Origin of the sequence: Tabrizicola fusiformis (assembly GCF_013328815.1) — a bacterium.
Lineage (GTDB): Bacteria > Pseudomonadota > Alphaproteobacteria > Rhodobacterales > Rhodobacteraceae > Fuscibacter.
On the sequence record NZ_JABUHN010000006.1, the window covers coordinates 141,981 to 167,950 of the forward strand.

Below are 25,970 nucleotides of genomic sequence, written 5' to 3' on the forward strand. Positions count from 1 at the left end.
CCCGCCGCCTGCCATGACTTAGCCGACCCGGTAATTCGGGCTTTCGCGGGTGATCTGCACGTCATGGACGTGGCTTTCCTTCAGCCCCGCCCCGGTGATCTTGACGAACTGGCAGTTGGTGCGCATTTCGGCCACGGTCCGATTGCCGGTATAGCCCATTGCCGCCCGCAGGCCGCCGACCATCTGGTGGATGACCTGCGCCGCCGTGCCCTTGTAGGGCACCTGACCTTCGATGCCTTCGGGAACCAGCTTGTCGCTGGCGGCATCCTTCTGGAAATAGCGGTCGGCGCTGCCGCGTGCCATGGCGCCAAGGCTGCCCATGCCACGATAGGATTTGTAGGACCGGCCGTTCCACAGGATCAGCTCGCCCGGGCTTTCATCGGTGCCCGCGATGGCCGAGCCCACCATGGCGCAACTTGCCCCCGCCGCGATGGCCTTGGCGAAATCGCCGGAATATTTGATCCCGCCGTCGGCGATGATCGGGATATCCCCCGCCGCCCGCGCGGAATCCATGATCGCGGTCAGTTGCGGCACACCCACGCCCGCGACAATCCGCGTGGTGCAGATGCTGCCAGGGCCGATGCCGACCTTGACCGCATCCGCCCCGGCACCGATCAGCGCCCGGGTCGCCTCGGCGGTGGCGACGTTGCCGGCCACCACCTGCACTTTGTTCGACAGCTTCTTGATCCGCTCCACTGCGCGGGCGACGCCCTCGGAATGGCCATGGGCGGTGTCGATCACCACCATATCCACCCCGGCGTCGATCAGCGCCTGGCTGCGTTCAAACCCGGCGTCGCCCACGGTCGAGGCGGCGGCCACACGCAGCCGGCCCATCTCATCCTTGCAGGCATGGGGGTTGAGGACCGATTTCTCGGTATCCTTCAGCGTCAGCAGCCCGGTCAGCTTGCCCGCGCCATCGGTGACCAAGAGCTTTTCAATCCGCCGCGCCTTCATCAGCGAAATCGCGGCATCCCGGTCCACCGGCTCTTTCAACAGCGCCAGATTGTCCGAGGTCATCATCACCGAAACCGGCGTCTTGTCATCGGAGGCAAAGCGCATGTCGCGGTTGGTTACGATGCCCACCACGCGGCCCGCGCCGTCCACCACCGGAAAGCCGGTGATGTTGTAGCGTTCCATCAGCAGCTTGGCATCGGCCAGCGTCTGTTCCGGGGTCAGGGTGATGGGCGCATAGACCACGCCGCTTTCGAACCGCTTGACCCGGGACACCTCGCGCGCCTGCGCTTCGGTATCCAGATTGCGGTGGATCACGCCGATGCCGCCCGATTGCGCCATGGCGATGGCCATGCGCGCCTCGGTCACCGTGTCCATCGCGCTGGAAAGCAGCGGGATGTTCATGCGGATCGCCTTGGTCACATAGGTCGAAGTGTCGGCATCCGACGGCAGCACCGAAGATGCGGCCGGCACAAGAAGCACGTCGTCAAAGGTAAGTGCCTCGCGAATCTCCATCTGGGCCTCCTGGGTGTTGGGCGGGGAGTGTTCGTTTGACGGCTCCCCTTTTCACGGGGCGGCGGGAAGTGCAAGAGGCTTTCGCCCCTTGCGGGCGCCGGGTGGCTTTTGCAATGTGCCGCCAGTTGCAGGAGGCCCGCATGCGCATCGCCATCGTCGAGAATACCGCCGTCACCCATCACGGACAGGTCGGCGTCGCCCTGCATGAGGCGGGGGCGCGGATCGGGCTTTACAAGCCCTGGCGCGACGGCGTGCTGCCCGAGACCGGCGCCTATGACGGGCTGGTGGTGTTCGGCGGCGAGCAATCGGCCTGCGACGATGCCAGCCATCCCTATCTGCCCCTGCTCGCCGCCCGGATGGCGGCGGCGGCGGCGGAAGGCAAGGCGGTGCTGGGCATCTGCCTTGGCTCGCAGCTTTTCGCCCGGGGGCTGGGCGCCGAAAACCGGCTGGGTCAGGCGCAGGAATTCGGCTGGTGCGATGTCACCCTTACCCCGCAGGGGCAGGAGGACGCCGTGCTGGGCGCCCTGCCCCGGGATTTCCCGATCTTTCAGTGGCATTCCGACACCTTCACCCTGCCGCCCGGCGCGGTTCATCTGGCGGGCAATTCGGTGGCGCCGGTGCAAGGCTATCGCTATGGCCGGGCCGGCTATGGCACGCAGTTCCATTTCGAGGCGTCGCGCGCCGTGGCAGCCGATTGGGCCCGCGAATTTCCGCAGGTGATGGAACGGATGTCGCCCGGCTGGCATGACCGCCACGCGGACGAAGCGGCCAGCCGGGGCGCCGCAGCCGATGCCCACGGCCTTGCCATTGCCCGCGCCTGGGTGGCGCTGGTCTGACCGGAAGGATGGGCAGGATTGCCCATCCTACGCTTCGGCGGCATTGGTCCGCGCGGCCAGCCTGCCGCCGGGCCAAAGCTTCAGCACCTGCCAGGCGATGGCAGGCACCGCCCCCAAGGCAACCAGCACCACCGCCAGCCCCGCAATCTCATACCCGCCGCCAAGCAGGATCAGCGACGAGCCATAGGCTGCCAGCGGAAAGGTGAAGGCGCCCCAGAGCGGCGAGAATCCGGCCTCGGCAATCCAGCGCCCGGCAGCCAGCAGCGCCAAAAGGATCGCTGCGCCCAGCAGGGCAAAGCCCTGCGCCAGCGCCCCATGGCCCAGCAGCCCCGCCACGCTCGACAACAGCGCCGCCGGTGCCAGATGGATCGCCAGCAAGGGCCGCAGCGGCGCGGGCGGCACCCGCCGCACGAGCTGCACCGCCGAAGCGGCCCAGATCGCCGCCGCCGCCGCCATCGTGCCCCACAGGATGCCCGCGGCCAGCCCGCTCCACCCCAGTTGCGCCAACGGCACCGCCGCCACGACAAAGCCGACAAAGGCCAGATGCCAGCCCGGGTTCACCGCCCGCGCCTCGGGCGGCAGCCGCAGCAGCACCGCCACCAGCAGCACCGCCAGCGCCGCATGCAGCACCAGCGACAGCAGCGCCAGCCCCAGCGCCACCCCCGGCGCATAGGGCAGCAGCACCGCCGCGGCCAGCATCCCGGTCATGCTCGCCGCGGCCAGACCGGCCCGGCCCGGCAAGACCCGCATATCCTCGGCCAGCACGCCCGGACGGCGCAGGATCTTCACCGCCAGCGCCAGCCAGCCAAAGGCCCACAGCACCAGAAGCGCCCCCAGCGCCGCCTCAACCAGCCCGCCGGGCAGTTGCAGCGCCGCCAGCGCCCGCCGCAGCGCCAGACCAAGGCCCAAAAGGCCAAGGATCACCGGAAATGCCGCCGGCGGCGTGCGGGCGAACAGCGCCGCCCGACGCGGCGGAAACTCGGGCGGCGGAAAGGATTTCGGGCGGCGGTCTCGGAACACGGGGGCTTGGGTCATGGCACTCTCCTTGCGGCCATCGCACGCCGGATCGCCCGCAATGTCCAGAGGCCGCCGTGCCGCAGCGGCTGCCCCATCCTCTCTCCCCAAATATCCTCGGGGGGTGCGGGGGGCGAAGCGCCCCCGCTCCGGTCAGCGCAGGAAGGGGAACCAATCCTCGCGCAGCACCTGCCCGGCCTGCATCCCATGCCCCGGATAGGGTGGCGAGGTGCGGCCCGGGCGCTCGACATAGCGCGCATCATCGCCCAGAAGCCGCAGCGAAAACGCCCGGCGCCGCGTCGCCGCCTCATTCCCCCGCGCACCGTGCAGCGTCAGATAGTCGAAGGCCACCGCATCGCCCGGCTCCATCTGCCATTCCATCACCGGCATTCCTTCGGCATCCGGGTCGGGGACGGGCATGTATTTCTCGGGGTCGGGATAGAACGATGTGTCCGACAGCCAGCGCTTGGGCAGCACCTCTTTCGGCCAGCGGTGGCTGCCTGCGACACAACGCAGCGACGCCTCTTTCACCGGGTCCAGCGGCGACCAGAAGCTGACGGTCTGCCGCCCGCCGACAAAGTAATAGGGCCCGTCCTGATGCCAGGGCGTCGGCTTGGAGGTGCCCGGCTCTTTCACCAGCACATGGTCATGGAACAATTGCACCCGGTTCGAGCCCATCAGACGCGCCGCGACATCGGCCACCTCCGAACCGCGGATCACCTCGGCAAATTCCGGTATCCGCTCCCAGTTGCAGTAATCGTCGAAGAACCGCCCGCCCTCGCCGGGGTTGAGGTTTTCCGCCGCATAGGGCCCCGGTTCGGCCATGTTGCGGGCGATACCCGCCCGAAGCTGCTCCACCCAATCGGCCCAGAGCCCCTTGATCAGCACCACCCCGTCGCGCTGAAAGGTCTGAACCATCTCATCTGTGACCACGACTGCCATTGCACTCTCCTGTTTCGCTCTTGGCAGGGTGCGGCAGCGATGCCATAGTTTCAAATCATATCTTTCAATATAAGCCATAGTCACATGCTATCCCTCACCCTGCGCCAACTGGATTATGCCCTTGCCGTCGCCCGGCATGGCGGCATCACACGGGCCGCCGAAATGCTGCATGTCAGCCAGCCCGCGCTGTCGGTCGCGCTGCAAACGCTGGAGGCGCATCTGGGTCAGCCGCTGTTCCTGCGCCGCCCCGGCGGGCGGGTGCTGCCCACCGCCTTTGGCCGGGTCTGGCTGGACGAGGCCGGACGGATGGCGGCGGGCCTTGCCCGGCTGGCCGATCCTTCGGCGCTGGCCGCGCTGCCGCTGCGGCTGGCGCTGTTCGAGGATCTGGCGACCATCCTGCTGCCGCCGCTGGTGGCCGCCGCCCCCGCCGCCTTGCCGGGCCTTGCCCTGCACCCGCAGGCCATGGGGTTCGAGCCTTTGTCCGATGGCCTGCGCGCGGCAAGCTGCGATCTGGCGCTGACCTGGGATCTTGGCTTGGGCACCGGCATTGCGCGGCAGGTGCTGCGGCAGGTGCCGCCCCATGCCGTTCTGGCACCCGACCATCCGCTGGCCGCCCGCGACAACCTGCGGCTGAACGATCTGGCCGATCAGCCACTGGTGCTGGCCGATCAGGGGCCCAGCCTTGCCCATCTGCGCGCCCTCTTCGCCCGCACCGGCCTTGACGCCCGCATCGCCCACCGCACGCCCACGCTGGATATCATGCGGGGCTATGCCGCCCATGGGCTGGGGGTGGGCCTGTCCTATACCAATCCCGCGCCAAGGCTGTCACAGGACGGCAGGCCCTTCGTCACCCGCCCGCTGACCGATGCCGGAACCGAGGCGGTGGTGCTGGCCCATTTGGCGGCAAGCCCGCTGCCTGCCGCCACAGCCCCGCTGCCGGGGCTGCTGGCCGGGCTTCTGGATGCCGCCTTCGGCCCGGCTTGATTCGGATGAGACAAGGCAACTTTCCTCGATCTTCGCCAAATCGCTTTGACCCGGACCGGGCCGCATTTTTCCCATATCTCAAACGTTAACGCCCAAGCCTTGACCGAACCCGGTTGAATGGCTTTGACCACGGCGGCGGCACAGGATAAGAGTTGGAACACTCCCCCAACGGAACTGCAACGCGCCGATGAACCTCAAGGAACTGGCCCAGAAACTCGGCCTTTCGCCCACCACTGTCAGCCGGGCGCTGAACGGCTATCCCGAGGTCAACGAGGCCACGCGCGACAAGGTCATGGCGGCGGCGCGGCGCTATAACTACAGGCCGAATGCGCGGGCGATCCGGCTGGCCAAGGGGCGGGCGATGGCGGTGGGCCACGTCCTGCCGATGGCCACCCGCAACGAAATCATGAACCCGATTTTCGCCGACTTCATCGCCGGCGCGGGCGAGGTCTACAGCCAGAACGGCTATGACATGCTCTTGTCCGTTGTGCCGGACGAGGCGGAACTGGACGCCTACCGCGATCTGAAATCGCGCGGCGCGGTGGATGGGGTGATCATCCATGCCGTGCGCATCGGCGACCCGCGCCTTGCCGCGCTGCGCGAGATCGGCCTGCCCTTCGTGGTGCATGGCCGCTCGACCGGCGAGACGGGCGAATATGCCTGGGTCGATGTGAACAACCGCCGCGCCTTTCTGCGCGCGACCGAATTCCTGCTGGACCTTGGCCACCGCCGCATCGCGCTGGTCAATGGCGTGGACGAGATGGATTTCGCCATGCGCCGCCGCACCGGCTATCTGGATGCGCTTGCCGCGCGTGGCCTGACCGGAGACCCCGCCCTGATGACTTCGGGCGAGATGACCGAGCTTTCGGGCTTCATCGCCGCAGAGCGGATGCTGGGACAGGACAATCCGCCCACCGCCTTTCTGGCCGCCTCGATGCTGTCGGGCATGGGCGTGCGCCGCGCGATCGAGGCGCGGGGGCTGAAGATGGGCCGGGATGTTTCAGTCATCATCTTTGACGATGAACTCAGCTATCTGCGCAATGGCGAGGGGCTGCCGCTCTTCACCGCGACCCGGTCCTCGGTGCGCGATGCCGGACGCTATGCCGCCGAGATGCTGTTGCACATCATCGCCCATCCCGACGACCCCCTGCCGCAGCGCCTGCTGGAGGCTGACCTGATCCTGGGTCAATCCACCGGCCCCGCCCCGCAGCGGGGCTGACCGATGCCCGACCTTACCGCCCTGCGTTGGCCCCGCAGCGCCCCGTTGCCCGACAGGAGCCAGACATGACCCAAGCCCAAACCCTCGCCCTCGTTGCCGATATCGGCGGCACCAATACCCGCGTCGCACTGGCCGAAGGAACGCAGGTGCGCGCCGACAGCATCCGGCGCTATTCCAACGCCGAATATCCGGGGCTTGAGCCGGTGCTGCGCGCCTATCTGGCCGATGCCGGGCTGGCTTCGGTCGCGGGCGCCTGCGTGGCGGCGGCGGGGCCGGTGCGCGACGGCGTTGCGGTGATGACCAATCTTGACTGGACCATCACCGGCGCCGGCCTGACCGAAGCCACCGGCGCGGGGCGGGTGGCGATCCTGAACGACCTGCAGGCGCAGGGCCATGCGCTGGGCCATATCGCGCCGCAATTCCTGCGCCCGGTGATTGCAGGCGGCCATCGCCCGGGCGAGACGATGCTGGTGGTCGGCGTCGGCACCGGCATGAACGCCGCTCCGGTGCATGACACGCCCGAGGGGCGGCTGGTGGCCGCCTCGGAATGCGGCCATGTCTCGATGCCGGTGCGCAGCGATGAGGATTACCGCCTGATGCGCTTTGGCGAAAGCCATGGCGCCAGCGCCCATGGCTTTACCGGGGTCGAGGATGTTCTGGCGGGCCGCGGGCTGGAACGGGTCCACGCCTTTGTCAGCCACGAGGCGGGCGCCCTGCAAGAGCGCAAGGCAGCCGAAATCATGGCGGCCCTCGCCGCGGGCGATCCCGTGGCGCGGCACACGGCACAGCTTTGGGTGCATATCCTGGGACAGGTTCTGGGCAATCTGGCGCTGACCCATCTGCCCTTCGGCGGGCTGTTCCTGATCGGCGGCGTGGCGCGGGCGATGACCCCCTATCTGGACGAGATGGACCTGACGGCGCATTTCCGCGACAAGGGCCGATTTGCCGAATTCATGGAGAATTTCTCGGTCACCGTGGTCGAGGATGATTTCGCCGCCCTCACCGGCTGCGCCGCCCATCTGGCGGCGGGCGGGCGCGGTTAAACCCGCGCCCCAAATTCCTTCCAAGGAATTTGCAATTTTCTTCGAAGAAAATTGCGTCGCATCGGGGGCCCCGTTACGCCACCTGCCCCGCCGCCCAGCCCGAGGACCAAGCCCACTGGAAGTTATAGCCGCCCAGCCAGCCGGTGACATCCACCACCTCGCCCACGAAATAGAGGCCGGGCACCCCGCGCGCCTGCATCGTGCGCCCGTCCAGCGCCGTGGTATCCACCCCGCCCAGCGTCACCTCGGCGGTGCGGTAGCCTTCGCTGCCGACCGGGGTGATTTGCCAGCGGGCCACCCGCGCCGCCACCCGCTCCAGCGCGGCGGCGGGCAATTCGGCCATCGGCGCCGTCAGCCCCAATTCCTCTTCGATCTGCCGTGCAAGGCGTTCCGGCAAGAGCCGCGTCAGCACGGTCCGCAGCGCCGCCTTGCCGCTGGTCTTCTTCGCCGCTGCCAGCTCGCCCGCCACATCGCGCCCGGGACACAGATTCACCTCGATCCCCTGTCCTTCGCGCCAATAGCTTGAGATTTGCAGCACCGCCGGGCCAGAGAGGCCGCGATGGGTGAACAGCACCGCCTCGTCGAACCCGGTCTTGCCGCAAGAGACCCGCCCCGGCACCGCGACCCCGGCCAAGGGCGCCAACCGCGCCAGATCCTGCTCGGCAAAGGTCAGCGGCACCAGCGCGGGCCGCGTTTCCACCAGCGGCAGACCAAAGCTTTCGGCGAGTTTATAGCCATACCCCGTCGCCCCCATCTTGGGGATCGACTTGCCCCCGGTAGCAACCACAACCGCCGCCGCCTGCACCACGCCCCGCGCGGTTTCCACGGTAAAGCCACCCGACACCTGCCGCACCGCGCCAAGCGCACAGCCCAACCAAAGCTGCCCGCCGGCCCGCGCCAAATCCTCCAGCAGCATCGCCACAACCTCCATGGCCGACCCGTCGCAAAAGAGCTGCCCCAGCGTCTTTTCGTGCCAGGCGATGCCCGCCGAATCCATCCGCGCGATGAAATCCCATTGGGTGAACCGTTTCAGCGCCGACAGCGCAAAGCGCGGATTCTGCGACAGAAACCGCTCCGGCGCGATGCCGGTATTGGTAAAGTTGCAGCGCCCGCCGCCCGAGATGCGGATCTTCTCGCCCGCGGCCTTGGCATGGTCGATCACCAGCACCCGGCGCCCGCGCCGTGCCGCCTCGATCGCGGCCATCAGCCCCGCCGCACCGGCCCCCAGAATGACGACATCCACCCGTTCCATCCCGCCCGCTTATCCCGCGCCCGGACCTGCCGCAACCGGCCTCACGCGGGTGCGATTTTTTCCCCTCACCCCCCTTGCACCCCGCCCGACCCTTCGCTAAACACCGCCGCACGGTTGGGGCGTCGCCAAGTGGTAAGGCAGCGGTTTTTGGTACCGCCATACCTAGGTTCGAATCCTAGCGCCCCAGCCAACCTTCCCAGACAGAAATAAACCCGCAACGCCAAGGGCTTGACCCTTTCGGTCTGCTTGACTGATCCGATGCGCTGCGGGGGCCGTATTGCTTGCATCGGTGCCGCGCGGAGGGGACGGGGATGCAGACGGGGCTGCTTTATATGGTGACGACGGGGGTGTTTCTGGGGCTGGACATGCTCGGCATCCGCTATCTGATCCGCCCGGTGTTTGAGCGCCATGTCGGGCATCTTCTGGCCGATCCGCTGCGGCTGGGTCCGGCGGCGGTGTTTTACCTCTTCTATGTCGCGGGGCTCTTGTGGTTCGTCTCACTGCCCGCGCTCAAGGCCGGGGCGCCGGTGCAGGCGCTGATCGGCGGAGCGATTCTGGGCTTCATCGCCTATGGCACTTATGAAATGACGAATTATGCCACGCTTGCCGACTGGTCGTTGCAGCAGGTGGTGCTGGACGGGCTTTGGGGCACCGCTCTGACCGGCTTTGCCGCCTGGGCTGGGGTGGCCTTGCTGACGGGCAAACTGGCCTGATCAGCGCAAGCGCCCCGTCAGACGCAGCGACAGCCAATAGGGCAGTGCCCGCAGAAGCTTCATCGCATAGGTGAAGCGTTTCGGGAAATGGATCTCGAAGGCGCGGCTGCGCAGCCCCGCTAGAACCGCCGCCGCCGCCTCTTCCGGTTCGATCATCGCGGGCATCGGGAAATCGTTCTTCGCCGTCAGGCGGCTGCGCACGAAGCCGGGGCAAACCAGACGCACATCCAGCCGGGGCGCCAGTTCGATCCGCAGCGTCTCGGCCAGATTGTTGACCGCGGCCTTGGTGGCGGAATAGACCTGCCCGCCGGGCAGGCCGATATAGCCCGCGACCGAGCCGAACAGCACCAGTTGCCCGCCGTCGCGGATCAGGGGCGGCGTCAGGCGGGCCACATCCAGCGTGCCCAGAAGGTTCACCCGCACGAGGTCTTCGGCGCGGGCCGGGTCCAGATCGGCGACGCGGGCCGGGTCATAAAGGGCGGCGGTGCAGATCACCGCGTCCAGCGTGCCGGGCTGCATTGCCGCCACCGCAGCCGCAAGCGTTTCGCGCCGGGCAAGGTCGAGGGGCACCGCCTCTCCGCCAATGTCCTGGACCAGAGCCCGCAGCGCGGCGGCATTGCGGGCCGAGAGGATCAGACGCGCCCCTTCGGCGGCAAAGGCCCGTGCCAAAGCGGCACCGATGCCGTCACTGGCGCCGATGATCCAGATGCGCTTTCCGGTAAATGCACCCATGGCTCTGCCTCCTTGCTGTCCTCTCAATACGGCGGGCTGCCATTTCAGGATCACCCCGGGGCAGAAAAACCTTGCCCTTGGCGCGGCAGAGTGATCCGGCGGCGCGTCCCTTGCGTAACTGCATGAAAAGCCGAACCGATCAGGGGGATTTCATGCCGTTCGACCTTACCCGTGGCGCGCCGCAGCGTGTGGCCATCATCGGCGGCGGCATAGCGGGACTGGCCGCGGCCTGGGCGCTGGCCGGGCAGCATCAGGTGACCTTGTTCGAGGCGGCCCCAAGGCTGGGCGGCCATGCGCGCACGGTCACGGCGGGGCTGCGGGGCGATCAGCCGGTGGATACCGGCTTTATCGTGTTCAACTATGCCAATTATCCCCATCTGACCGGACTTTTCCGCGATCTGGACGTGCCGGTTGAACGCAGCGAGATGAGCTTTGGCGTCTCGCTGAACGGCGGGCGGCTGGAATATGCGCTGCGATCGGGCGATGCCTTGTTCGGGCAGCGGCGGAACCTCTTGAACCCGGGGTTTCTGGCGATGATCCGCGACGTGCTGCGCTTCAACGCCGGGGCCGAGGCGGCGGCCCGTCCGGGGCAGAGCATTGACGATCTGCTGCGCGTCATGGCTCTGGGGCGGCGGTTCCGCGACCATTACCTGTATCCGATCTGCGGCGCGATCTGGTCCACCCCGGCGCAAGGAATCGGCGCCTTTCCGGCCGAGGCGCTGCTGCGCTTCATGCGCAACCATGCGTTGATGTCGGCTGCGGGGCAGCATCAATGGTGGACGGTCTCTGGCGGCAGCATTTCCTATGTGTCGCGGCTGGTGGCGGCACTGGAGCGGCGGGGCGTTGATCTGCGGCCCGCAACGCCGGTGCGCAGCGTGACGCGCAGCGAAGAGGGTGTGGACCTGCGGGCGGCGGGCGCCGAGGCGGAACGCTTTGATCAGGTGATTTTCGCCTGCCATGCCGATCAGGCGCTGGCACTGATGACCGATCCCAGCGCAGACGAGCGTGCGCATCTGGGTGCCGTGCGCTTTCAGGACAACCGCATGGTGCTGCACCGCGACCCCGGCCTGATGCCGCGCCGCCGCCGCTGCTGGAGCGCATGGGTCTACCGCACCGAAGCCGATACGCCGCCCGAAAGCCCGGTCGGCGTGACCTATTGGATGAACCGGCTCCAGAACATTCCCGAAAGCGATCCGCTCTTCGTCAGCCTCAATCCGCAGGCGCCGATTGATCCCCGGGCGATTTATGACGAAACCACCTTCCGCCATCCGGTGTTTGACGGCCCTGCGCTGGCGGCGCAGGCGGCGATTGCCGCGATGCAGGGCCAGCGGCGAAGCTGGTTCGCCGGGGCATGGCTGCGCAACGGCTTTCACGAAGACGGTTTTGCCAGCGCCCTGCGCATTGCCCGCCGCGTCCTGCCCGAGCGGGTGTGACCATGGCCCCGCTGGCCACGCGGCTGAGGGCCGGAGAGGTGCTGCATATGCCCGCCGAGGTTGCCCATGGGCGGCGAGGCGCCATTGCCCATGGCTTTCGCTACCGCGTGGATTACCTGCTTTTTGCGCCCGATCACATGGCGCCCCCGGCATTGATGTCGCGCAACCGTTTCAATCTGATGGCCTATTTCGACCGGGATCATGGCGGGCCGCGCGGCGCCGGTCAGAGCGCCGCCTGGGCCTGGGCGCGGCTGGCCGAGGCCGGGTTTGCCCCCGGCCCGGGCCGCGTGATGGCGCTGCTGACCCAGCCGCGGTTCCTTGGCTATTGGTTCAGCCCGGTCAGTTTCTGGCTGCTGATCGAGGGCGACCGCACCCTTGCCGCCATTGCCGAGGTCAACAACACCTTTGGCCAGCGCCACAGCTATCTTTGCGCCCTGCCCGGCCATGCGCCCCTGACCGCCGGGGATGAGATTGCCGCCGAAAAGCTTTTCCACGTCTCGCCGTTTCAGGATGTGTCGGGGCGTTACCTCTTCCGTTTCGCGGTGCAGCCCGACCGCATTGCCATCCGCATCGGCCAGTTCGACGGAGCCGAGGGGTTGCGCGCCGCGATGACCGGGCCGCTGCACACGCTGACCAATGCTGCACTTCTTGCCGCGGCGCTGCGGCGGCCCGGCGGTGCGCTGCGGGTGGTGGCGCTGATCTACTGGCACGCGCTCTGCCTCAAACTCAAAGGCGCGGCCTACCGCCCGCTGCCTGCCCCGCCCGATCAGGAGATAAGCTGAATGCGCCTTCCCGTGACCCGCCTGATGAAATCCCGCTTCTTTGCCGCGCTTGAAGGCATCGAGGGCGGCCGGCTGACCCTGACCACGCCCGAGGGCACCGTGCTGCATTTCGGCGCCGCCGGGCCGGAGGTGGACATGCAGATCCGCGACTGGTCGGTGCTGTCGGCCCTTGTTACCCGCGGCGATGTCGGTCTGGGCGAGACGTGGATGGCCGGGCTCTGGACCACGTCGGCGCTGGAACCGCTGATCACGCTGGGCTTAAGCAACATCGACCGGCTGCAACGCTATTCCGAGCCGGGGCCGCTGGCGCGGGTGGTGATGCAACTGGTGGACCGGGTGCTGCGCGCCAATTCGCTGCGCGGTGCGGCGCGCAACATCCGGGCGCATTACGATGTCGGGAACGAGTTCTATCAGCTTTGGCTGGACCCGGGGATGACCTATTCCGCAGCGATTTTCACGCCGGGGGACGATGACCTCGCCCGCGCGCAGGATCGCAAGAACGACCGCATCCTGTCGCGGCTGGCGGGGGGAGAGCGGATATTGGAAATCGGCTGCGGCTGGGGCGGCTTTGCCGAGCGCGCGGCGGACCATGGGCGGCATGTAACGGGGCTGACGCTTTCCCCGGCGCAAAAGGGTTATGCCGATGCCCGGCTGGACGGGCGGGCGGATATCCGGCTACAGGACTACCGCGCGACGCAAGGGCGGTTCGACAATATCGTCTCGGTCGAGATGATCGAGGCGGTGGGCGAACGCTATTGGCCGGTCTATTTCGGCACGATCAAGGCACGGCTGGCCGAGGGAGGCCGGGCCATGTTGCAGGCGATCACCGTGTCGGATGCCGAATTTCCCGCCTATCGCACAAGATCGGATTTCATCCGCCAGCATACCTTTCCGGGTGGAATGCTGCCCTGCAATGCGGTTCTGGCAGAGCAGGCGGCGGCGGCAGGCCTGCAGGTGAAGGAAAGCTTCGCCTTCGGGCAGGATTACGCCCGCACCTGCCGCCTCTGGGCCGAACGGATGCTGGCCGAGGCGCCGCGCATCCGCCGTCTGGGCTATGGCGAGGATTTCCTGCGCAACTGGCAATTCTATCTGCAAAGCTGTGCCGCGACCTTTGCCACCGGCCGCAGCGATGTGGTGCAGGTGGAACTGGCGCACGCGGGCGGTTAACGCCCCGCCAGCGCCTCTTCCAGCAGGGTTTTCACCAGATCGGGCGGCACGTCATCGGCGACAAAGGCATCGCCGATGCCGCGGGCGAGGATAAAGCGCAGCTTGCCGTCCACCACCTTCTTGTCCTGCCCCATCAGCCGCAGAAGCGCGGCGGCATCCGGCAGGTCGCCCGGGATATCGGCGATATCCACCTTCATGCCCATGGCCCGCAGATGCGCCCGCACCCGGCTGGGCGCCTCTTGCGCGCACAGGCCCAACCGCTGGCTGAGTTCAAAGGCCAAGGCACAGCCGATCGCCACGCCCTCGCCATGCAACAGCCGGTCGGAATAGCCGGTGGCCTTTTCCAGCGCGTGGCAGAAGGTATGGCCAAGGTTCAGCAGGGCACGCTCGCCCTCTTCCGTCTCGTCCCGGGCCACGATCCCGGCCTTCATCTCGACCGAGCGGCGGACGGCATATTGCCTCTTCTCCGCATCCGTCGCCAGCACCGGGCCATTGACCTCAAGCCAGTCAAAGAACGCGGCATCGCCCAAGAGCCCGTATTTCACCACTTCGCCATAACCGGCCAGAAAATCCCGCGCGGGCAGGCTTTCCAGCACAGCGATATCGGCCAGAACAAGGCTGGGCTGATGGAAGGCACCGATCAGGTTCTTGCCTTGGGCGGTGTTGATGCCGGTCTTGCCGCCGACGGAACTGTCCACCTGCGCCAGAAGCGTGGTCGGGATCTGCACGAAACGCACACCGCGCCGCAGGGTGGCTGCGGCAAAGCCCACAAGATCGCCCACCACACCGCCGCCAAAGGCCACGACGATATCGCGCCGCTCGATCTTCTGCTCCAAGAGCCATTCCGAGACTCGGGCATATTGCGCCCAGCCTTTCGACGCCTCGCCCGGCGGGATGGTCAGGGCGGTCACGGTGATGCCCTCGGCCTCGAAGGCGCGGGCCAGCCGCATCAGGTGCAGCGCCGCCACCGAATCATCGGTGATCACCGCCGCCTTGCGCCGGTGCAGCAGGGGGCCGATCTCGGCCCCCGCCCGCTCGATCAGGCCGGCGCCGATGCGCACCTCATAGCTGCGCGCCCCGAGCGCGACCGGAACCACATCGACCGTCATTTCAGTTTCCTTCCAGAACATCCGGCCGCGCCGCCAGCGCCGCCACCACCCGCCGCGCCATATCCTCGACCGAACAGTCGGCGGTGGAATCGACGGTGATTTCCGCCATCTGGTAAAAGGGCAGCCGCGCCTCGTAAAGCGCGCGCAACGTCTCACGCGGGTTGGCGGTGCGCAAAAGCGGCCGCGTCGCCTTGTGGCGCACCCGGTTCCACAGCACATCCAGATCGGCGCGCAACCAGACCGAAACCCCCTGCCCGGCAATCAACCGGCGGTTTCCTTCGGCCAGAAAGGCACCGCCGCCCGTGGACAGGATGCAAGGCGCGCCCCGTAACAGCCGCGCCAGAACCTCGGTTTCGCGGGCGCGAAAGAACGCCTCGCCGTCGCGTTCGAAGATTTCCGCGATCGAGCGGTCGGCGGCCTTGACGATCTCTTCATCCGAATCGAGGAAGGGCACGCCCACGAGACGGGCCAGGGCCGTGCCCACCGCCGTCTTGCCCGCCCCCATCATTCCCACCATCACAACGGTCTTTTTCAGAAGCACCGTTCCATCCCCATATGCCTTGCGGCGCGGCGCTTCTGGGCGGGCCGCTGCCGATACCGAATATTCTTCCCTGAATGGCGTGAACTCGGCGCGAATGCCATATATATTCGCAACAGGACCGCCGCCGAAAGGCCGCGCGGCAAGGCAGATAACCCGCCGGATCAACCGGCGATGACGAGAGGCAAGGCGATGGGGCGTTTGATCAAGCTGGTGCTGGGGCTGGCGGTGCTGGGATTTCTGGGACTGACGGCCTATGCCTATCTGGCCGACATGACCCCGCCCGCCCGTGAGATCCGCCAGCCGGTGGTGCTGGATGCCGGTTGAGCGCCGCCTTCCGCTTGCGCTGATCGGCCTTCTGGCGGGGCTTGGCAGCCCGCTGCGCGCCGAGGCGCCGCTTTCGGCCATCGACTGGCTGTCGCAATCGGTCTCTGAACCGGCTCCGGCCAGCGGTTCCGGCAATGGCTCTGTCACGCTGCCCGCCCCGGCCGACGAACCCGCCGTCAGCGCGCAGGGCGCCCTGCCCGAGGCGGTGGCCGTCTCGGTCATCGGCGGGCCCAGCCCGGATGCCGCGGGGTTGCTGCCACCCGAAACCACCGGCTTTCCGCATAATCTCTGGGGCCTTGGCAAGCTGTCCGAAGTGACCGAAGCCATCGCCGGCGCCCGGGCCGAGGGCCTGCCCGAGTTGCAGAAGCTGCTGGTGACGCTGCTGATCGCCCAGGCCAGCCCCCCGGCCGATGCCGGCGGCGACGGGCGGCTTCTGATCGCGCGGGTGGACAAGCTGTTGGAGCTGGGTGCGCTGGAACAGGCCGAAGCCCTTCTGGCCGAGGCAGGCACCGCCACCAATGCCGAGGTGTTCCGCCGCAGCTTTGACGTGGCCTTGCTGACGGGTGGCGAGGATGCCGCCTGTGAGGTGATGGCGGGGGCGCCCGAACTGGCGCCCACGCTGACAACGCGGGTCTTCTGCCTTGCCCGCTCGGGCGACTGGAATGCCGCCGCGCTGACCCTGCGCACCGCGCAGGCGCTGGGCCATGTGACCGGGGTCGAGGATGCCCTCTTGTCGCGCTTCCTTGACCCCGACCTTTTCGAGGGCGAAGAGGTGCCCGACCCGCCCAAGCCGGTGACGCCGCTGATCTGGCGGATTTATGAGGCCATCGGCGAGCCGCTTTCTACCACCACCCTGCCGCTGGCCTTTGCCCATGCCGAGCTTTCCGAACGCGCGGGCTGGAAAGCGCAGCTTGAAGCGGCCGAACGGCTGGCCCGGGCCGGGGTGATCACCGCGAACCAGCTTCTGGGCCTATATACCCAACGCCAGCCCGCCGCCTCGGGCGGGGTCTGGGACCGGGTGGATGCCTTTCAGCGGTTCGATGCCGCGCTGACCGGCGGCGATCTGGGGGCCGTAGAACAGCGCCTGCCGCTGGCCTTTGCCCGCATGGCCGATGTCGAGGCGGAGGTGCCCTTTGCCGAACTCTTCGCCGTGCCGCTGTCGCGCATGGCCCTGACCGGGGACGCCGCGCGCATCGCCTGGGAAATGGGCCTGCTGTCGCCCGACTACCGCCGCCTTGCCGCCTCACCTCTGTCGCCGGGCGACACGCGGGCGAAATTCCTGGCGGGGCTTGCGGGCGGCAGCGTGGCCGGGTTGGCTGCGCCCGACAGCATGGCCCGCGCCATCGCCCCCGCCTTCCAAGGCGAGGCCGCCGCAGCCCCCGAAGCCGGGGCCGCGCTGATCGCACAGGGCCGCATCGGCGAGGCGCTGTTGCTGGCGATCCGGCTGATCGAGACCGGGCTTCAGGGCGAACTGGTCAAGGTCGCCGAGGGGCTTTCGCTGTTGCGGGCGCTGGGGCTTGAGGATGCCGCGCGGCGCACCGCGCTGGACCTGATGCTGTTGGAGCGGCGCGGCTGATGGCGGCACCCGCGGGCATGGAGCGCTGGATCGCCACCTTTCTCGAGGCGCAGGCGGCCGAACTCGATGCCGCACGCAACACGCAACTGGCCTATGGCCGCGACCTGAAGGATTTCGCGGGCTGGCTGGCGGCGCGGGGCCGCGATTTTGCCGCCGCCAGCCGTGAAGAGGTCGAAGCCTATATCGTCTATTGCGAAGCGCAGGGCCTGTCGCAGGCGACGCGCGCCCGCCGCCTCTCGGCGATCCGGCAGCTTTACCGCTTTGCGCTGGACGAAGGCTGGCGCCCCGACAATCCCGCCATCCGCATCAAGGGCCCCGGCGCCAGCCGCCACCTGCCCCAGACCCTCAGCCTTGCCGAAGTGGAGCGCCTGCTGGACGCCGCCCGCAGCAAGGGCCGCAGCGAGGGCGAAAGGCTGCGCAACCGCGCGCTGGTGGAACTGCTTTATGCCACGGGAATGCGGGTTTCGGAACTTGTCGGCCTGCCGGTGGCGGCGGCGCGCGGCGATCCGAAGATGATCCTCGTGCGCGGCAAGGGCGGCAAGGAACGGATGGTGCCGCTGTCGCCCCCGGCACGGGCGGCGCTGGCCGATTGGCTGCACCTGCGCGACGGCGAAGAGGAGCGGGCGCGCAAGGCGGGCAGGCCCGCGGCCCGCGCCCTCTTCCCCGGGCCGGGGGCCGACGGCCATCTGACGCGGCAGCATTTCTATCTTTTGATCAAGGATATCGCCGTTCTGGGCGGCGTGGACCCGTCCAAGGTGACCCCCCATACCCTGCGCCATGCCTTTGCTACCCATCTTCTGGCCGGCGGCGCCGATCTGCGGGTGATCCAGACGCTGCTGGGCCATGCCGATGTGGCCACCACCGAAATCTACACCCATGTGCTGGACGATCAGCTCAAGGATCTGGTGCTGACCCGTCATCCGCTGGCCCGCCGCAAGACGTGAGGCGCCGTCAGGCCAAAGCTTGACCCGCCCGCCGCTTTGCCGTCAAAGAACGGCATGAGCCGCTTTGCCCGCCTTCTCGCCCCGTTCCGCCGCCGCCCCGGTGGCAACGACCCCGACCGCGCGCATGAGGCGCTGCGCGAGGATATCGCAGGCGCCATCGCACTTGGCCATTCCGGCGGTGCGATGCAGAAAGAGGCGCGCGACCGGCTTCTGGGCGCGCTTGACCTGTCGGACCGCGCCGTCAGCGAGATCATGCGCCACCGCCGGCAGATCGAGATGATCGACGCCGATGCCGCCCCGGAGGTGATCCTGCGCCGGGTTCTCGGCTCGCCCTATTCCCGGCTGCCGGTGTTTCGCGGCGATGAAGAGAACATTCTGGGCGTGATCCACGTCAAGGATCTCTGGCGCGAAACCGACCGCCTCTCGCGCGAGCCCGAGGGGTTGGCGGGGCTTGATATCGTCAAGGCGGCGATGAAGCCCTATTTCATCCCCGACACCACCAGCCTTGACGAACAGATGCGCGAATTTCTCAAGCGGCGCACCCATTTCGCGCTGGTGGTCGATGAATATGGCGCGCTTCAGGGGCTGATCACGCTGGAAGACATCCTTGAGGAAATCGTCGGCGAGATCACCGATGAATTCGACGTGGTGGCACGCGAAGCGGGTCTCAAGCGCGATGAGAGCGGCGCCTGGCTGGTCGATGGCGCCATGACGATCCGCGACCTGAACCGCGCGCTCGACTGGGCCCTGCCCGATGATGAGGCCAACACCATCGCCGGTCTGGTCATTCACGAAGCGCAGATGATTCCCGCCGAAGGCCAAGCCTTCCGCTTTCACGGGCTGCGGTTCGAAGTGGTCGAACGGCGCGAGAACCGGCTGACCAGATTGCGGATGCGGCCGCTGTAGCGCCGCCTAACGCTTGCCGAAGAACGTGCCCAGAATGCCGCGCACCACCGCCTGACCGCCCTTGGTGCCCAGTTGGCGGGCAAAGCTCTTCGCCAGCACCTCGCCCACCGAATCGGATCGGCTGGAGGTGGATTTGCGGCGCGGCGCCGGTTCTTCCGGCGCCTTGCGGGCGGTCGGGCCGCCGTCATAGCGGCGGGCGCGGGAAAACTCACGGTCTTCTTCGGCTTCCGGCACGGCTTCGGCTTCGGCTTCGCGGGCGGCTTTGGCGGCACGGGCGCGCAGCCGTTCCCAGGCGCTGTCACGGTCGATCGGCGTGGTGTATTTCGCGCCCAGCCCCGACCCCGCCATGACAGCCGCCCGCAGGCCCGGTTCGATCGGGCCAAGCTGGCTGGCGGGCGGACGGATCAGCGTGCGCTCGGCAATACCCGGAATGCCCTTCGCCTCAAGGAACGAGGTGACCGCCTCACCCGTGCCGACATCACGGATCGCCTCTTCGATGGCAAAGCGCGGGTTCGGGCGATAGGTTTCCGCCGCCTTGGCCAGATCCTTCTGGTCCTTGGCGGTGAAGGCGCGCAAGCCATGCTGCACCCGGTTGCCCAGTTGCCCCAGAATGACCTCGGGCACATCCGCCGGATTCTGGGTGATGAAATAGACCCCGACCCCTTTCGACCGGATCAGCCGCGCCACCTGTTCCACCTTGGAAATCAGCGCCTTGGGCGCGTCGGTGAAAAGAAGATGCGCCTCGTCAAAGAAAAAGACCAGCTTGGGTTTCTCGGGGTCGCCCACCTCGGGCAGGTTCTCGAACAGTTCCGACAAAAGCCAGAGCAGGAAGGTGGCGTAAAGCCGGGGCGATTGCATCAGCTTGTCCGCCGCCAGCACATTGACCATGCCCATGCCCGCGGCATCGGTCCGCATCAGATCGGCCAGTTCCAGCGCCGGTTCGCCGAACATCGCCGTGGCACCCTGATTTTCCAAGACCAGCAACCGGCGCTGGATCGCCCCCACCGAGGTTGACGACACCAGCCCATAGCGTGCCGAAACCGCATCGCCATTCTCGGCGATGAAGGTCAGCAGCGCCTGCAAATCCTTGAGGTCCAAGAGCGGCAGTTCTTCATCATCGGCAAGGCGGAAGGCGACGTTCAGCACGCCCTCCTGCGGTTCGCTCAACTCCAGAAGCCGCGATAGCAGCAAGGGCCCCATATCCGCCACTGTGGCGCGGATCGGGTGGCCCTGATCCCCGAAAAGATCCCAGAAGGTCACCGGAAAGGCGCGATATTGCAGGTCATAGCCGATGGTGGCGGCGCGTTTGGTGAAGGCTTCATGCAACTTGCCCGCAGCCGAGCCGGGGGCGGCAATGCCCGCCAGATCGCCCTTCACATCGGCCATGAAGACCGGCACGCCTTCGGCCGAAAACCCTTCGGCCAGAATCTGCAGGGTGACGGTTTTGCCGGTGCCGGTGGCGCCCGCAATCAGCCCGTGGCGGTTGCCATATTTCAGGAGCAGATTCTGCGCCGCGCCATAGCCCTCGCCCCCGCCGCCGACAAAGATCGTCTCGCCCATCGCAACCCCTCACATCGCCCGCGCCGCCGGGGCGCCCGGGGGTAAAATACATCCTTAACCTTTCCATGCCAGCCTTGATCTTGCCGGGGCGGGGCTTTTCCCGCTGGCGTGACTTCCTCCCTGTCAGACTGGCCGCGCCTTTGAAAAGGCGCGGCTTTTTTTACTGTTTCGGCCGGGGGCGCAGATCAAACATGTCTGTGAAAAACCCAGTTGACGGTTCAGCAAAACCGCAATAGCGTCTGCCCCATGAAGTCGGGCAGTCCGACAGGGAGCAAAAAATGCCACCGCAAAAGGGCCGGTCTTCCGGCCCTTTTCTTCATTTCAGCTTCGGCATCTTCTTGCCCAAAGCTTTGCGGACGCGGATGTTTTCCCCCTGACTTCCGGGCCTCTGCGTGCTAGTGCAGCACCGTTCAACGAAGGAAGTGACAGCGATGTCGAAGCCCCAATTTTCCCGTCTGCTCGGTCTGGCCGCCGGCCTTGGCCTCATGCTTGGCAGCGCGGGTGCTTTCGCCCAGGAAGCGGCCACGCCGCCCGCCGTGGCGACCGAGACCCCCGGCCTGTCGATGGGCACCCCCGCCCAGGCCGGGCCGCTGACGCAGGAACAGGCCAATGTGGGTGAGACCTATATGGCCAAGGCTTTCGAAATCTGGGAGCAGCGCTGCGTCAAGACGGCCGATGGCGCCGATCCTTGCCAGCTTTATCAGCTTCTCAAGGATGGCTCGGGCAATTCGGTGGCCGAAATCAGCATGTTCGCCCTGCCCGAGGGCGGTCAGGCCGTGGCGGGTGCCACGGTGATCGTGCCCCTGGAAACCCTGCTGACCGGCAATCTGACCATTGCCATCGACGGCACGGCGCCCAAGATTTACCCCTTCACCTTCTGCACCCAGATCGGCTGCATCGCCCGCATCGGCTTTACCGCCGAAGAAGTCGGCCAGTTCAAGAAGGGCGCCAAGGCGGTGATGACCATTGTTCCCGCCGCCGCCCCCGATCAGAAGGTGACGCTGGACATCTCTCTCAAGGGGTTCACCGCCGGGTTCGACGCGGTGAAGGCCACCGCGCCCAAGCCCGCGAACTGATCTTCGGACAGGCCCATCAAGCCCCGCTCCGGCGGGGCTTTTTCATGCCCGGTTTCTCAAGCCCGCCGCAGCGCCAGTACTGCGTTCAGCCCGCCAAAGGCAAAGGCGTTGGACAGCGCCACTTCGACCCGCGCTTGCCGCGCCATGTTCGGCACCACATCCAGCGGGCAATCGGGGTCGGAGGTGGTAAACCCCATGGTCGGCGCCACCACCCCCTGCCGCAGCGCCATCAGGCAGGCCAGCAGCTCCACCGCCCCAGTGCCACCGATCAGATGGCCATGCATCGACTTGGTGGAGGACACCATCAGCCGCCGCGCATGATCCCCGAACACCTGCGCGATGGCGGCGCATTCGGTGCGGTCATTGGCCGCCGTGCCGGTGCCATGGGCGTTGATGTAATCCACCGCCTCGGGCGCGATCCCGGCATCGGCCAGCGCCCCCGCCATCGCCCGCCCCGCCCCTTCGGCCGAGGGCATGACGATATCGGCGGCATCCGAGGTCATGGCAAAGCCCGCCACTTCGGCCAGAATTTCGGCGCCGCGGGCAAGGGCATGGTCGCGGTCCTCAAATACGAAAACCGCCGCCCCCTCGCCCTGCACCATGCCAGAGCGGTCGGCGGAAAACGGGCGGCAGGCATCACGCGCCATCACGCGCAGCCCCTCCCAAGCCTTGATGCCGCCGAAACACAGCATCGCTTCGGACCCACCGGCCAGCATGACCGGCGCCGCCCCGGCGCGGACCATCTGAAACGCCAGTCCCATCGCGTGATTCGACGAGGCGCAGGCGGTCGCCACGCTGAAGGTGGGTCCGCGCAGCCCGAATTCCATGGACACATGGCTTGCCGCCGCATTGTTCATCAGCCGCGGCACGGTGAAGGGATGCACCCGCGCCTTGCCCTCTTCGTAAACCGTGCGATAGCTGTCGTCCGACGTGGTCAGCCCGCCCCCGGCGGTGCCCATCACCACCCCGGCCCGCAGGCCCAGATCGCCCGCGAAATCCACCCCCGCCTGTGCAACCGCCTGCCGCGCCGCGACCAGCGCGAATTGCGCGAAACGGTCCAGCATCCCCAGTTGCGCCCTGTCGAAATGCACCTCAGGGTCAAACCCCTGCACCTGCGCCCCGATCTGCACCGAAAGCCGTTCCCGGTCGCGGATGTCGAGCGGGCCAATCGCAACCCGCCCCGCGGCCATCGCGGCCCAGGTTGCGGCCAGATCGGTGCCCAAGGGGTTGACCGTGCCCGCCCCGGTGATGACGACCCGCCTCATTTCGCCGCGATCAGCGCCTCGACGGCGCCGACGATGGCCCCCACCGAAGAGATGTCAAAGGCGCTTTTGCCCGGTTCATTGGCGTTGAAGGGCACCGAGATGTCGAACGCCTCTTCGATGGCGAAGATCGCTTCCACCAGCCCCAGACTGTCGATCCCAAGGCTTTCCAGCGTCGAAGACAGATGAACGTCCGAGATGTCCAGCACCGCCTGTTCCGCGATGATGGCGATTACCCGGTCGGAAATGAATGCGGTCATACTTGGCCCCCTGATCCGGCGTGACTTAAGTCATCAGAACATGACGGTTCAGTCACGGTCAGATGACGGTGCAATGACCTTTTCCATCTCGGCCACCCGGGCGGCAAGGCGCGGCAGGCGGCGCAGCGCCTTTTGCATTTCCAGATGGGTTTCCATCTTCACCGCCGGATAGCCCAGCAGCACCCGGCCCGCCGGAGCATTGGTGAAAATCTTGGTGCCGCCGCCGCAGATCACATCATCGCCGACAAAGATATTGTCATTGACGCCGCATTGCCCGGCCAGCACCACCCGGTCGCCGATCCGGCTGGACCCGGCAATGCCGACCTGCCCGCAGAGCAGGCAATCGCGCCCGACCTGCACGTTATGGCCGACGTGAACAAGGTTATCCAGCTTGGTCCCCGAGCCGATCACGGTGTCGCGGATCGTGCCGCGGTCGATGGTGGCATTGGCGCCCACCTCGACATCATCGCCGATGGTCACTGCGCCCAGCGAGTGAATCCGCGTCCAGCTTTGCGCCCGGATTTCCTCGCGTTGTCCAAGGGTTTGGCGGATTTCCTCAACCCCCGATTTCTCGGGCGTGACAAAGGAAAACCCGTCCGCGCCGATCACCGCGCCCGGCTGGCAGATGAAGCGGTCGCCGATCACCACCCGCGCCCCGATCCGCGCCCCCTGACAGATCAGCGCATCGGCCCCGATCACCGCCCCTTCGGCGATTGACACATGCGAGGCCACCCGCGCCCGCGCCCCCAGCCGCACCCCGGCGCCGATGGTCACGAAGGGGCCGATGGCGGCACCTTCACCGATCTCGGCGCTTGGGTCGATCACCGTCATCGGATGGATGCCGGGGGCAATCGCGGGCCCCGCATCCAGCATCCGCGACAGCCCCGCCATCGCCAGCCGCCCGCGCGGCGCAAAGATTGCCGCCTGCAAGCCCATCGCCTGCCAGTCGGCCCCGGGCCAGAGCATGGCCACCCGCGCCTGCCCCTTGGCCAGACCGGGCGCATATTTCGGGTCCATCGCCAGCGCCAGTTGGTCGGCCCGCGCCAGGGCGGGTTCCGCCGCGCCCGAGACGGTCAGCTCCAGATCGCCCGCCGCCTCGGCCCCGATGGCCTGCGCGATGTCACGGATGGTATGGGTCATGGGGTCCTCCGGGCGGTTTGCCGGTCTGGATTAGCCCTGAACGCCCGGCAAGACCACCCCGGCCTCGGTCAGCGCCTCGAAAATCGCGGCGTCACGACCGTAGATGTCATTGCGATATCCGATGGTGCCGCGCGCCGTGGGCCAGGCGGTGAAATAGACCAGATGCACCGGAACATGCTGTTGCAGCGCAAGGTTGGATTCCTTGTTGCTGTCCAGCTCATGCTTGAAAACACCCTTGGGATCATCGGTCTGCGCCGCCAGCAACGTATAGGCAAAGTCAAAGGGGTCGCCCAGCCGGATACAGCCGTGGCTATAGGCCCGCACCTCATGCGAAAACAGGTTTTTCGCAGGCGTATCATGCAGATAGATGTTGTTCTCATTGGGGAACATGAACTTCACCTTCCCCAGCGCATTGCCATCCGACGGCGGCTGACGCAGGCCGAAGGGGAAAGAGCGCGCCGAATAGGCCGCAAAGTTCACCGCCCCGCGCGGCACCACCCGGCCCCGGCCATCGACCACCTGCAGATGGCTGACGGCGTTGGGGTTTCGCTGCAACAGCGGCAGATATTCCTTGACGATGATCGAGCGCGGCACCCCCCAGCTCGGGTTCACCACCATATATTCCATCTCGTCGGAAAATTCCGGTGTCCGCTGATCGGGAACGTTCTTGCCGATCACCGCGCGGGTCTGGAAGGTGACCCGGCCGTCATCAACGATGCGCGCGGTGAAATCGGGCTGGTTCACCCAGATATGCCGGCTGCCGCGCGGGGCATCGCCCATCCAGCGCAGCCGCTCCAACGCCACGACCACGGCCTTCAGCCGCTCTTCCGGCGCCGTGTTCAGCGCCGCCAGCGTGCTTTCGCCGACAACGCCATCGGCCGCGATCCCCTGATCGGTCTGGAACCGCTGCACCGCCCGCACCAGCGTCTTGTCATAGCTGCCCGCCGACGAGGGCGGCAGATATCCCAGCGCCACCAGCCGTTCGCGCAGCGCCACGGCGTCCGGCCCCACCGCGCCGGGTTTCAGCGTGCCGGGCAGATCGGCGCCCCAGCCGCCCGCCGCGATCACCCCCTCAAGCCGCAGCTTTTCCTTCACCAGCCGGGCATATTCCGGGGTCCGCGGACCAAGGCTTGCCAGATAGCTGCGCGGCTCCGATCCGGCGAGGGCGGCCAGAAGCTGCCCCGGTTCGGGCCGCAGAATCTCGCGCAGAATGGTCTTGTCCACCTTCTTGGGGTCGATGGCACCGCTTTCGATATCGGTGGCCCAGGCGACAAAGGCCCGGCTCATCGCCACTTCCAGCCGGCCGCGGTCGCCTTCGGTCACCGCCGAACGGAAAGCCGCCACCAGATCGGCCCGGCCATAGCGCGCCGCGGGCAGGCCCTGCACCGCCGCACCGTCCAGCGCGGTCAGGAACGCCTCGCGCCGCGTGGCATCTTCCGGCCCGGTCCACAGCGTCTGATACCCGCGCAGACGGTAGAAAGCGGCAATCGAGTCGCTTTGCGATGCCGCTTCGGCCAAGGCACGGGTGAAAGAGGTGCTTTGCGCCGCCGCGCCGCCGGAAAAGGTCAGCCCCAGAGTCACCCCGAGTGCCACCGCCGCCAGATGTGACCGCAAAGGCAGGCGAAGGGCACGGGCGACTGATTTCTTCACGGCACATCCTCTGGCGGGTGGAGAGAGTGGTGCCAGAT

General features: G+C 67.3%; 24 protein-coding genes, 1 tRNA gene and 1 pseudogene. 14 read left to right on the plus strand and 12 right to left on the minus strand.

Going from position 1 to position 25,970, the window contains the following annotated elements:
- Positions 1-18: 18 nt before the first annotated feature.
- The gene (guaB, locus tag HS053_RS11230; protein ID WP_174211337.1) at positions 19-1,467 is read right to left on the minus strand and encodes an IMP dehydrogenase; all 1,449 of its coding nucleotides are present in this window, start codon (positions 1,465-1,467) and stop codon (positions 19-21) included.
- A 140-nt stretch (positions 1,468-1,607) separates the two neighbouring features.
- Here guaB and HS053_RS11235 point away from each other — a divergent pair, with 140 nt between their 5' ends.
- On the plus strand, positions 1,608-2,303 hold the full coding sequence (locus tag HS053_RS11235; protein ID WP_241699826.1) for a type 1 glutamine amidotransferase: 696 nt from the start codon (positions 1,608-1,610) through the stop codon (positions 2,301-2,303).
- Positions 2,304-2,330: 27 nt separating this feature from the next.
- Here HS053_RS11235 and HS053_RS11240 read toward each other — a convergent pair whose 3' ends face one another.
- Both HS053_RS11240 and HS053_RS11245 read right to left on the minus strand, forming a co-directional pair.
- Complete coding sequence (locus HS053_RS11240) at positions 2,331-3,338, minus strand: SLAC1 family transporter (protein ID WP_174211338.1); 1,008 nt, start codon at positions 3,336-3,338, stop codon at positions 2,331-2,333.
- 132 nt (positions 3,339-3,470) lie between these two features.
- Positions 3,471-4,259, minus strand: coding sequence for a phytanoyl-CoA dioxygenase family protein (locus HS053_RS11245; RefSeq protein WP_174211339.1), 789 nt, complete (start codon positions 4,257-4,259; stop codon positions 3,471-3,473).
- A gap of 84 nt (positions 4,260-4,343) precedes the next feature.
- Between HS053_RS11245 and HS053_RS11250 the strand changes: the two genes are divergently transcribed.
- The 3 genes from HS053_RS11250 to HS053_RS11260 all read left to right on the plus strand — a co-directional run bounded on the left by HS053_RS11250 (position 4,344) and on the right by HS053_RS11260 (position 7,505).
- Positions 4,344-5,243, plus strand: coding sequence for a LysR family transcriptional regulator (locus HS053_RS11250; RefSeq protein ID WP_174211340.1), 900 nt, complete (start codon positions 4,344-4,346; stop codon positions 5,241-5,243).
- Between the two features lie 187 nt (positions 5,244-5,430).
- Positions 5,431-6,462 carry a LacI family DNA-binding transcriptional regulator gene (locus HS053_RS11255; RefSeq protein ID WP_174211341.1) on the plus strand — a complete coding sequence of 344 codons (1,032 nt, stop codon included), beginning with the start codon at positions 5,431-5,433 and terminating at the stop codon, positions 6,460-6,462.
- A 65-nt stretch (positions 6,463-6,527) separates the two neighbouring features.
- Positions 6,528-7,505 carry a glucokinase gene (locus HS053_RS11260; protein ID WP_174211342.1) on the plus strand — a complete coding sequence of 326 codons (978 nt, stop codon included), beginning with the start codon at positions 6,528-6,530 and terminating at the stop codon, positions 7,503-7,505.
- Positions 7,506-7,578: 73 nt separating this feature from the next.
- On the opposite strand, the gene HS053_RS11265 is transcribed toward HS053_RS11260, so the two are convergent.
- Positions 7,579-8,757 carry a BaiN/RdsA family NAD(P)/FAD-dependent oxidoreductase gene (locus HS053_RS11265; protein WP_174211343.1) on the minus strand — a complete coding sequence of 393 codons (1,179 nt, stop codon included), beginning with the start codon at positions 8,755-8,757 and terminating at the stop codon, positions 7,579-7,581.
- Between the two features lie 115 nt (positions 8,758-8,872).
- Here HS053_RS11265 and HS053_RS11270 point away from each other — a divergent pair.
- Together HS053_RS11270 and HS053_RS11275 are read left to right on the plus strand one after the other, a co-directional pair.
- Positions 8,873-8,947: transfer RNA gene (locus HS053_RS11270), tRNA-Gln, on the plus strand.
- Positions 8,948-9,068: 121 nt separating this feature from the next.
- Positions 9,069-9,470: a DUF2177 family protein gene (locus tag HS053_RS11275; protein ID WP_174211344.1), complete on the plus strand. Its 402-nt coding sequence runs from the start codon at positions 9,069-9,071 to the stop codon at positions 9,468-9,470.
- On the opposite strand, the gene HS053_RS11280 is transcribed toward HS053_RS11275, so the two are convergent.
- Positions 9,471-10,202, minus strand: a complete 732-nt coding sequence (locus HS053_RS11280) for an SDR family NAD(P)-dependent oxidoreductase (RefSeq protein WP_174211345.1) — start codon at positions 10,200-10,202, stop codon at positions 9,471-9,473.
- A 152-nt stretch (positions 10,203-10,354) separates the two neighbouring features.
- On the opposite strand from HS053_RS11280, the gene HS053_RS11285 reads away from it, so the two are divergent.
- From HS053_RS11285 to HS053_RS11295, 3 genes are read left to right on the plus strand one after another with little or no spacing between them, the layout of a single operon-like run.
- On the plus strand, positions 10,355-11,635 hold the full coding sequence (locus HS053_RS11285) for an FAD-dependent oxidoreductase (RefSeq protein WP_174211488.1): 1,281 nt from the start codon (positions 10,355-10,357) through the stop codon (positions 11,633-11,635).
- A gap of 2 nt (positions 11,636-11,637) precedes the next feature.
- Complete coding sequence (locus HS053_RS11290; protein ID WP_347233318.1) at positions 11,638-12,417, plus strand: DUF1365 domain-containing protein; 780 nt, start codon at positions 11,638-11,640, stop codon at positions 12,415-12,417.
- Positions 12,418-13,584 carry an SAM-dependent methyltransferase gene (locus HS053_RS11295; RefSeq protein ID WP_174211346.1) on the plus strand — a complete coding sequence of 389 codons (1,167 nt, stop codon included), beginning with the start codon at positions 12,418-12,420 and terminating at the stop codon, positions 13,582-13,584.
- Here the strand turns inward: HS053_RS11295 and aroB are convergent.
- Together aroB and HS053_RS11305 are read right to left on the minus strand one after the other, a co-directional pair.
- Positions 13,581-14,693, minus strand: coding sequence for a 3-dehydroquinate synthase (aroB, locus tag HS053_RS11300; RefSeq protein WP_174211347.1), 1,113 nt, complete (start codon positions 14,691-14,693; stop codon positions 13,581-13,583). The two genes, HS053_RS11295 and aroB, sit on opposite strands and share 4 nt — an antisense overlap.
- Before the next feature lies 1 nt (position 14,694).
- Positions 14,695-15,234, minus strand: a complete 540-nt coding sequence (locus HS053_RS11305) for a shikimate kinase (RefSeq protein WP_347233319.1) — start codon at positions 15,232-15,234, stop codon at positions 14,695-14,697.
- 189 nt (positions 15,235-15,423) lie between these two features.
- On the opposite strand from HS053_RS11305, the gene HS053_RS22515 reads away from it, so the two are divergent.
- The 4 genes and pseudogenes from HS053_RS22515 to HS053_RS11320 form a co-directional block, all read left to right on the plus strand.
- Positions 15,424-15,558 carry a hypothetical protein gene (locus tag HS053_RS22515; RefSeq protein WP_277817058.1) on the plus strand — a complete coding sequence of 45 codons (135 nt, stop codon included), beginning with the start codon at positions 15,424-15,426 and terminating at the stop codon, positions 15,556-15,558.
- Positions 15,548-17,134 carry a hypothetical protein gene (locus tag HS053_RS11310; protein ID WP_174211348.1) on the plus strand — a complete coding sequence of 529 codons (1,587 nt, stop codon included), beginning with the start codon at positions 15,548-15,550 and terminating at the stop codon, positions 17,132-17,134. Before HS053_RS22515 ends, HS053_RS11310 begins: the two co-directional genes overlap by 11 nt.
- Positions 17,134-18,078: a site-specific tyrosine recombinase XerD gene (locus HS053_RS11315; RefSeq protein WP_174211349.1), complete on the plus strand. Its 945-nt coding sequence runs from the start codon at positions 17,134-17,136 to the stop codon at positions 18,076-18,078. The genes HS053_RS11310 and HS053_RS11315 overlap by 1 nt, the downstream gene beginning before the upstream one ends.
- 129 nt (positions 18,079-18,207) lie before the next feature.
- Positions 18,208-18,984: pseudogene (locus HS053_RS11320) on the plus strand (transporter associated domain-containing protein); the annotation flags it as partial.
- 6 nt (positions 18,985-18,990) lie between these two features.
- On the opposite strand, the gene HS053_RS11325 reads toward HS053_RS11320, so the two are convergent.
- A complete protein-coding gene (locus HS053_RS11325) occupies positions 18,991-20,544 on the minus strand; it encodes a helicase HerA-like domain-containing protein (RefSeq protein WP_174211351.1) in 1,554 nt (517 codons plus the stop codon).
- A 431-nt stretch (positions 20,545-20,975) separates the two neighbouring features.
- Here HS053_RS11325 and HS053_RS11330 point away from each other — a divergent pair, with 431 nt between their 5' ends.
- Positions 20,976-21,620, plus strand: a complete 645-nt coding sequence (locus HS053_RS11330; protein ID WP_174211352.1) for an invasion associated locus B family protein — start codon at positions 20,976-20,978, stop codon at positions 21,618-21,620.
- 56 nt (positions 21,621-21,676) lie between these two features.
- On the opposite strand, the gene HS053_RS11335 is transcribed toward HS053_RS11330, so the two are convergent.
- Genes HS053_RS11335 through HS053_RS11350 form a run of 4 tightly spaced genes read right to left on the minus strand, consistent with a single transcriptional unit; the run spans position 21,677 to position 25,932 of the window.
- On the minus strand, positions 21,677-22,885 hold the full coding sequence (locus tag HS053_RS11335; protein WP_174211353.1) for a beta-ketoacyl-[acyl-carrier-protein] synthase family protein: 1,209 nt from the start codon (positions 22,883-22,885) through the stop codon (positions 21,677-21,679).
- A complete protein-coding gene (locus HS053_RS11340) occupies positions 22,882-23,142 on the minus strand; it encodes an acyl carrier protein (RefSeq protein WP_174211354.1) in 261 nt (86 codons plus the stop codon). The genes HS053_RS11335 and HS053_RS11340 overlap by 4 nt, the downstream gene beginning before the upstream one ends.
- Positions 23,143-23,190: 48 nt before the next feature.
- On the minus strand, positions 23,191-24,282 hold the full coding sequence (locus tag HS053_RS11345; RefSeq protein ID WP_174211355.1) for a UDP-3-O-(3-hydroxymyristoyl)glucosamine N-acyltransferase: 1,092 nt from the start codon (positions 24,280-24,282) through the stop codon (positions 23,191-23,193).
- 30 nt (positions 24,283-24,312) lie between these two features.
- Positions 24,313-25,932 (minus strand): L,D-transpeptidase family protein, encoded by a 1,620-nt coding sequence (locus HS053_RS11350; RefSeq protein WP_347233320.1) that lies wholly within the window; start codon positions 25,930-25,932, stop codon positions 24,313-24,315.
- Between the last annotated feature and the right edge of the window lie 38 nt (positions 25,933-25,970).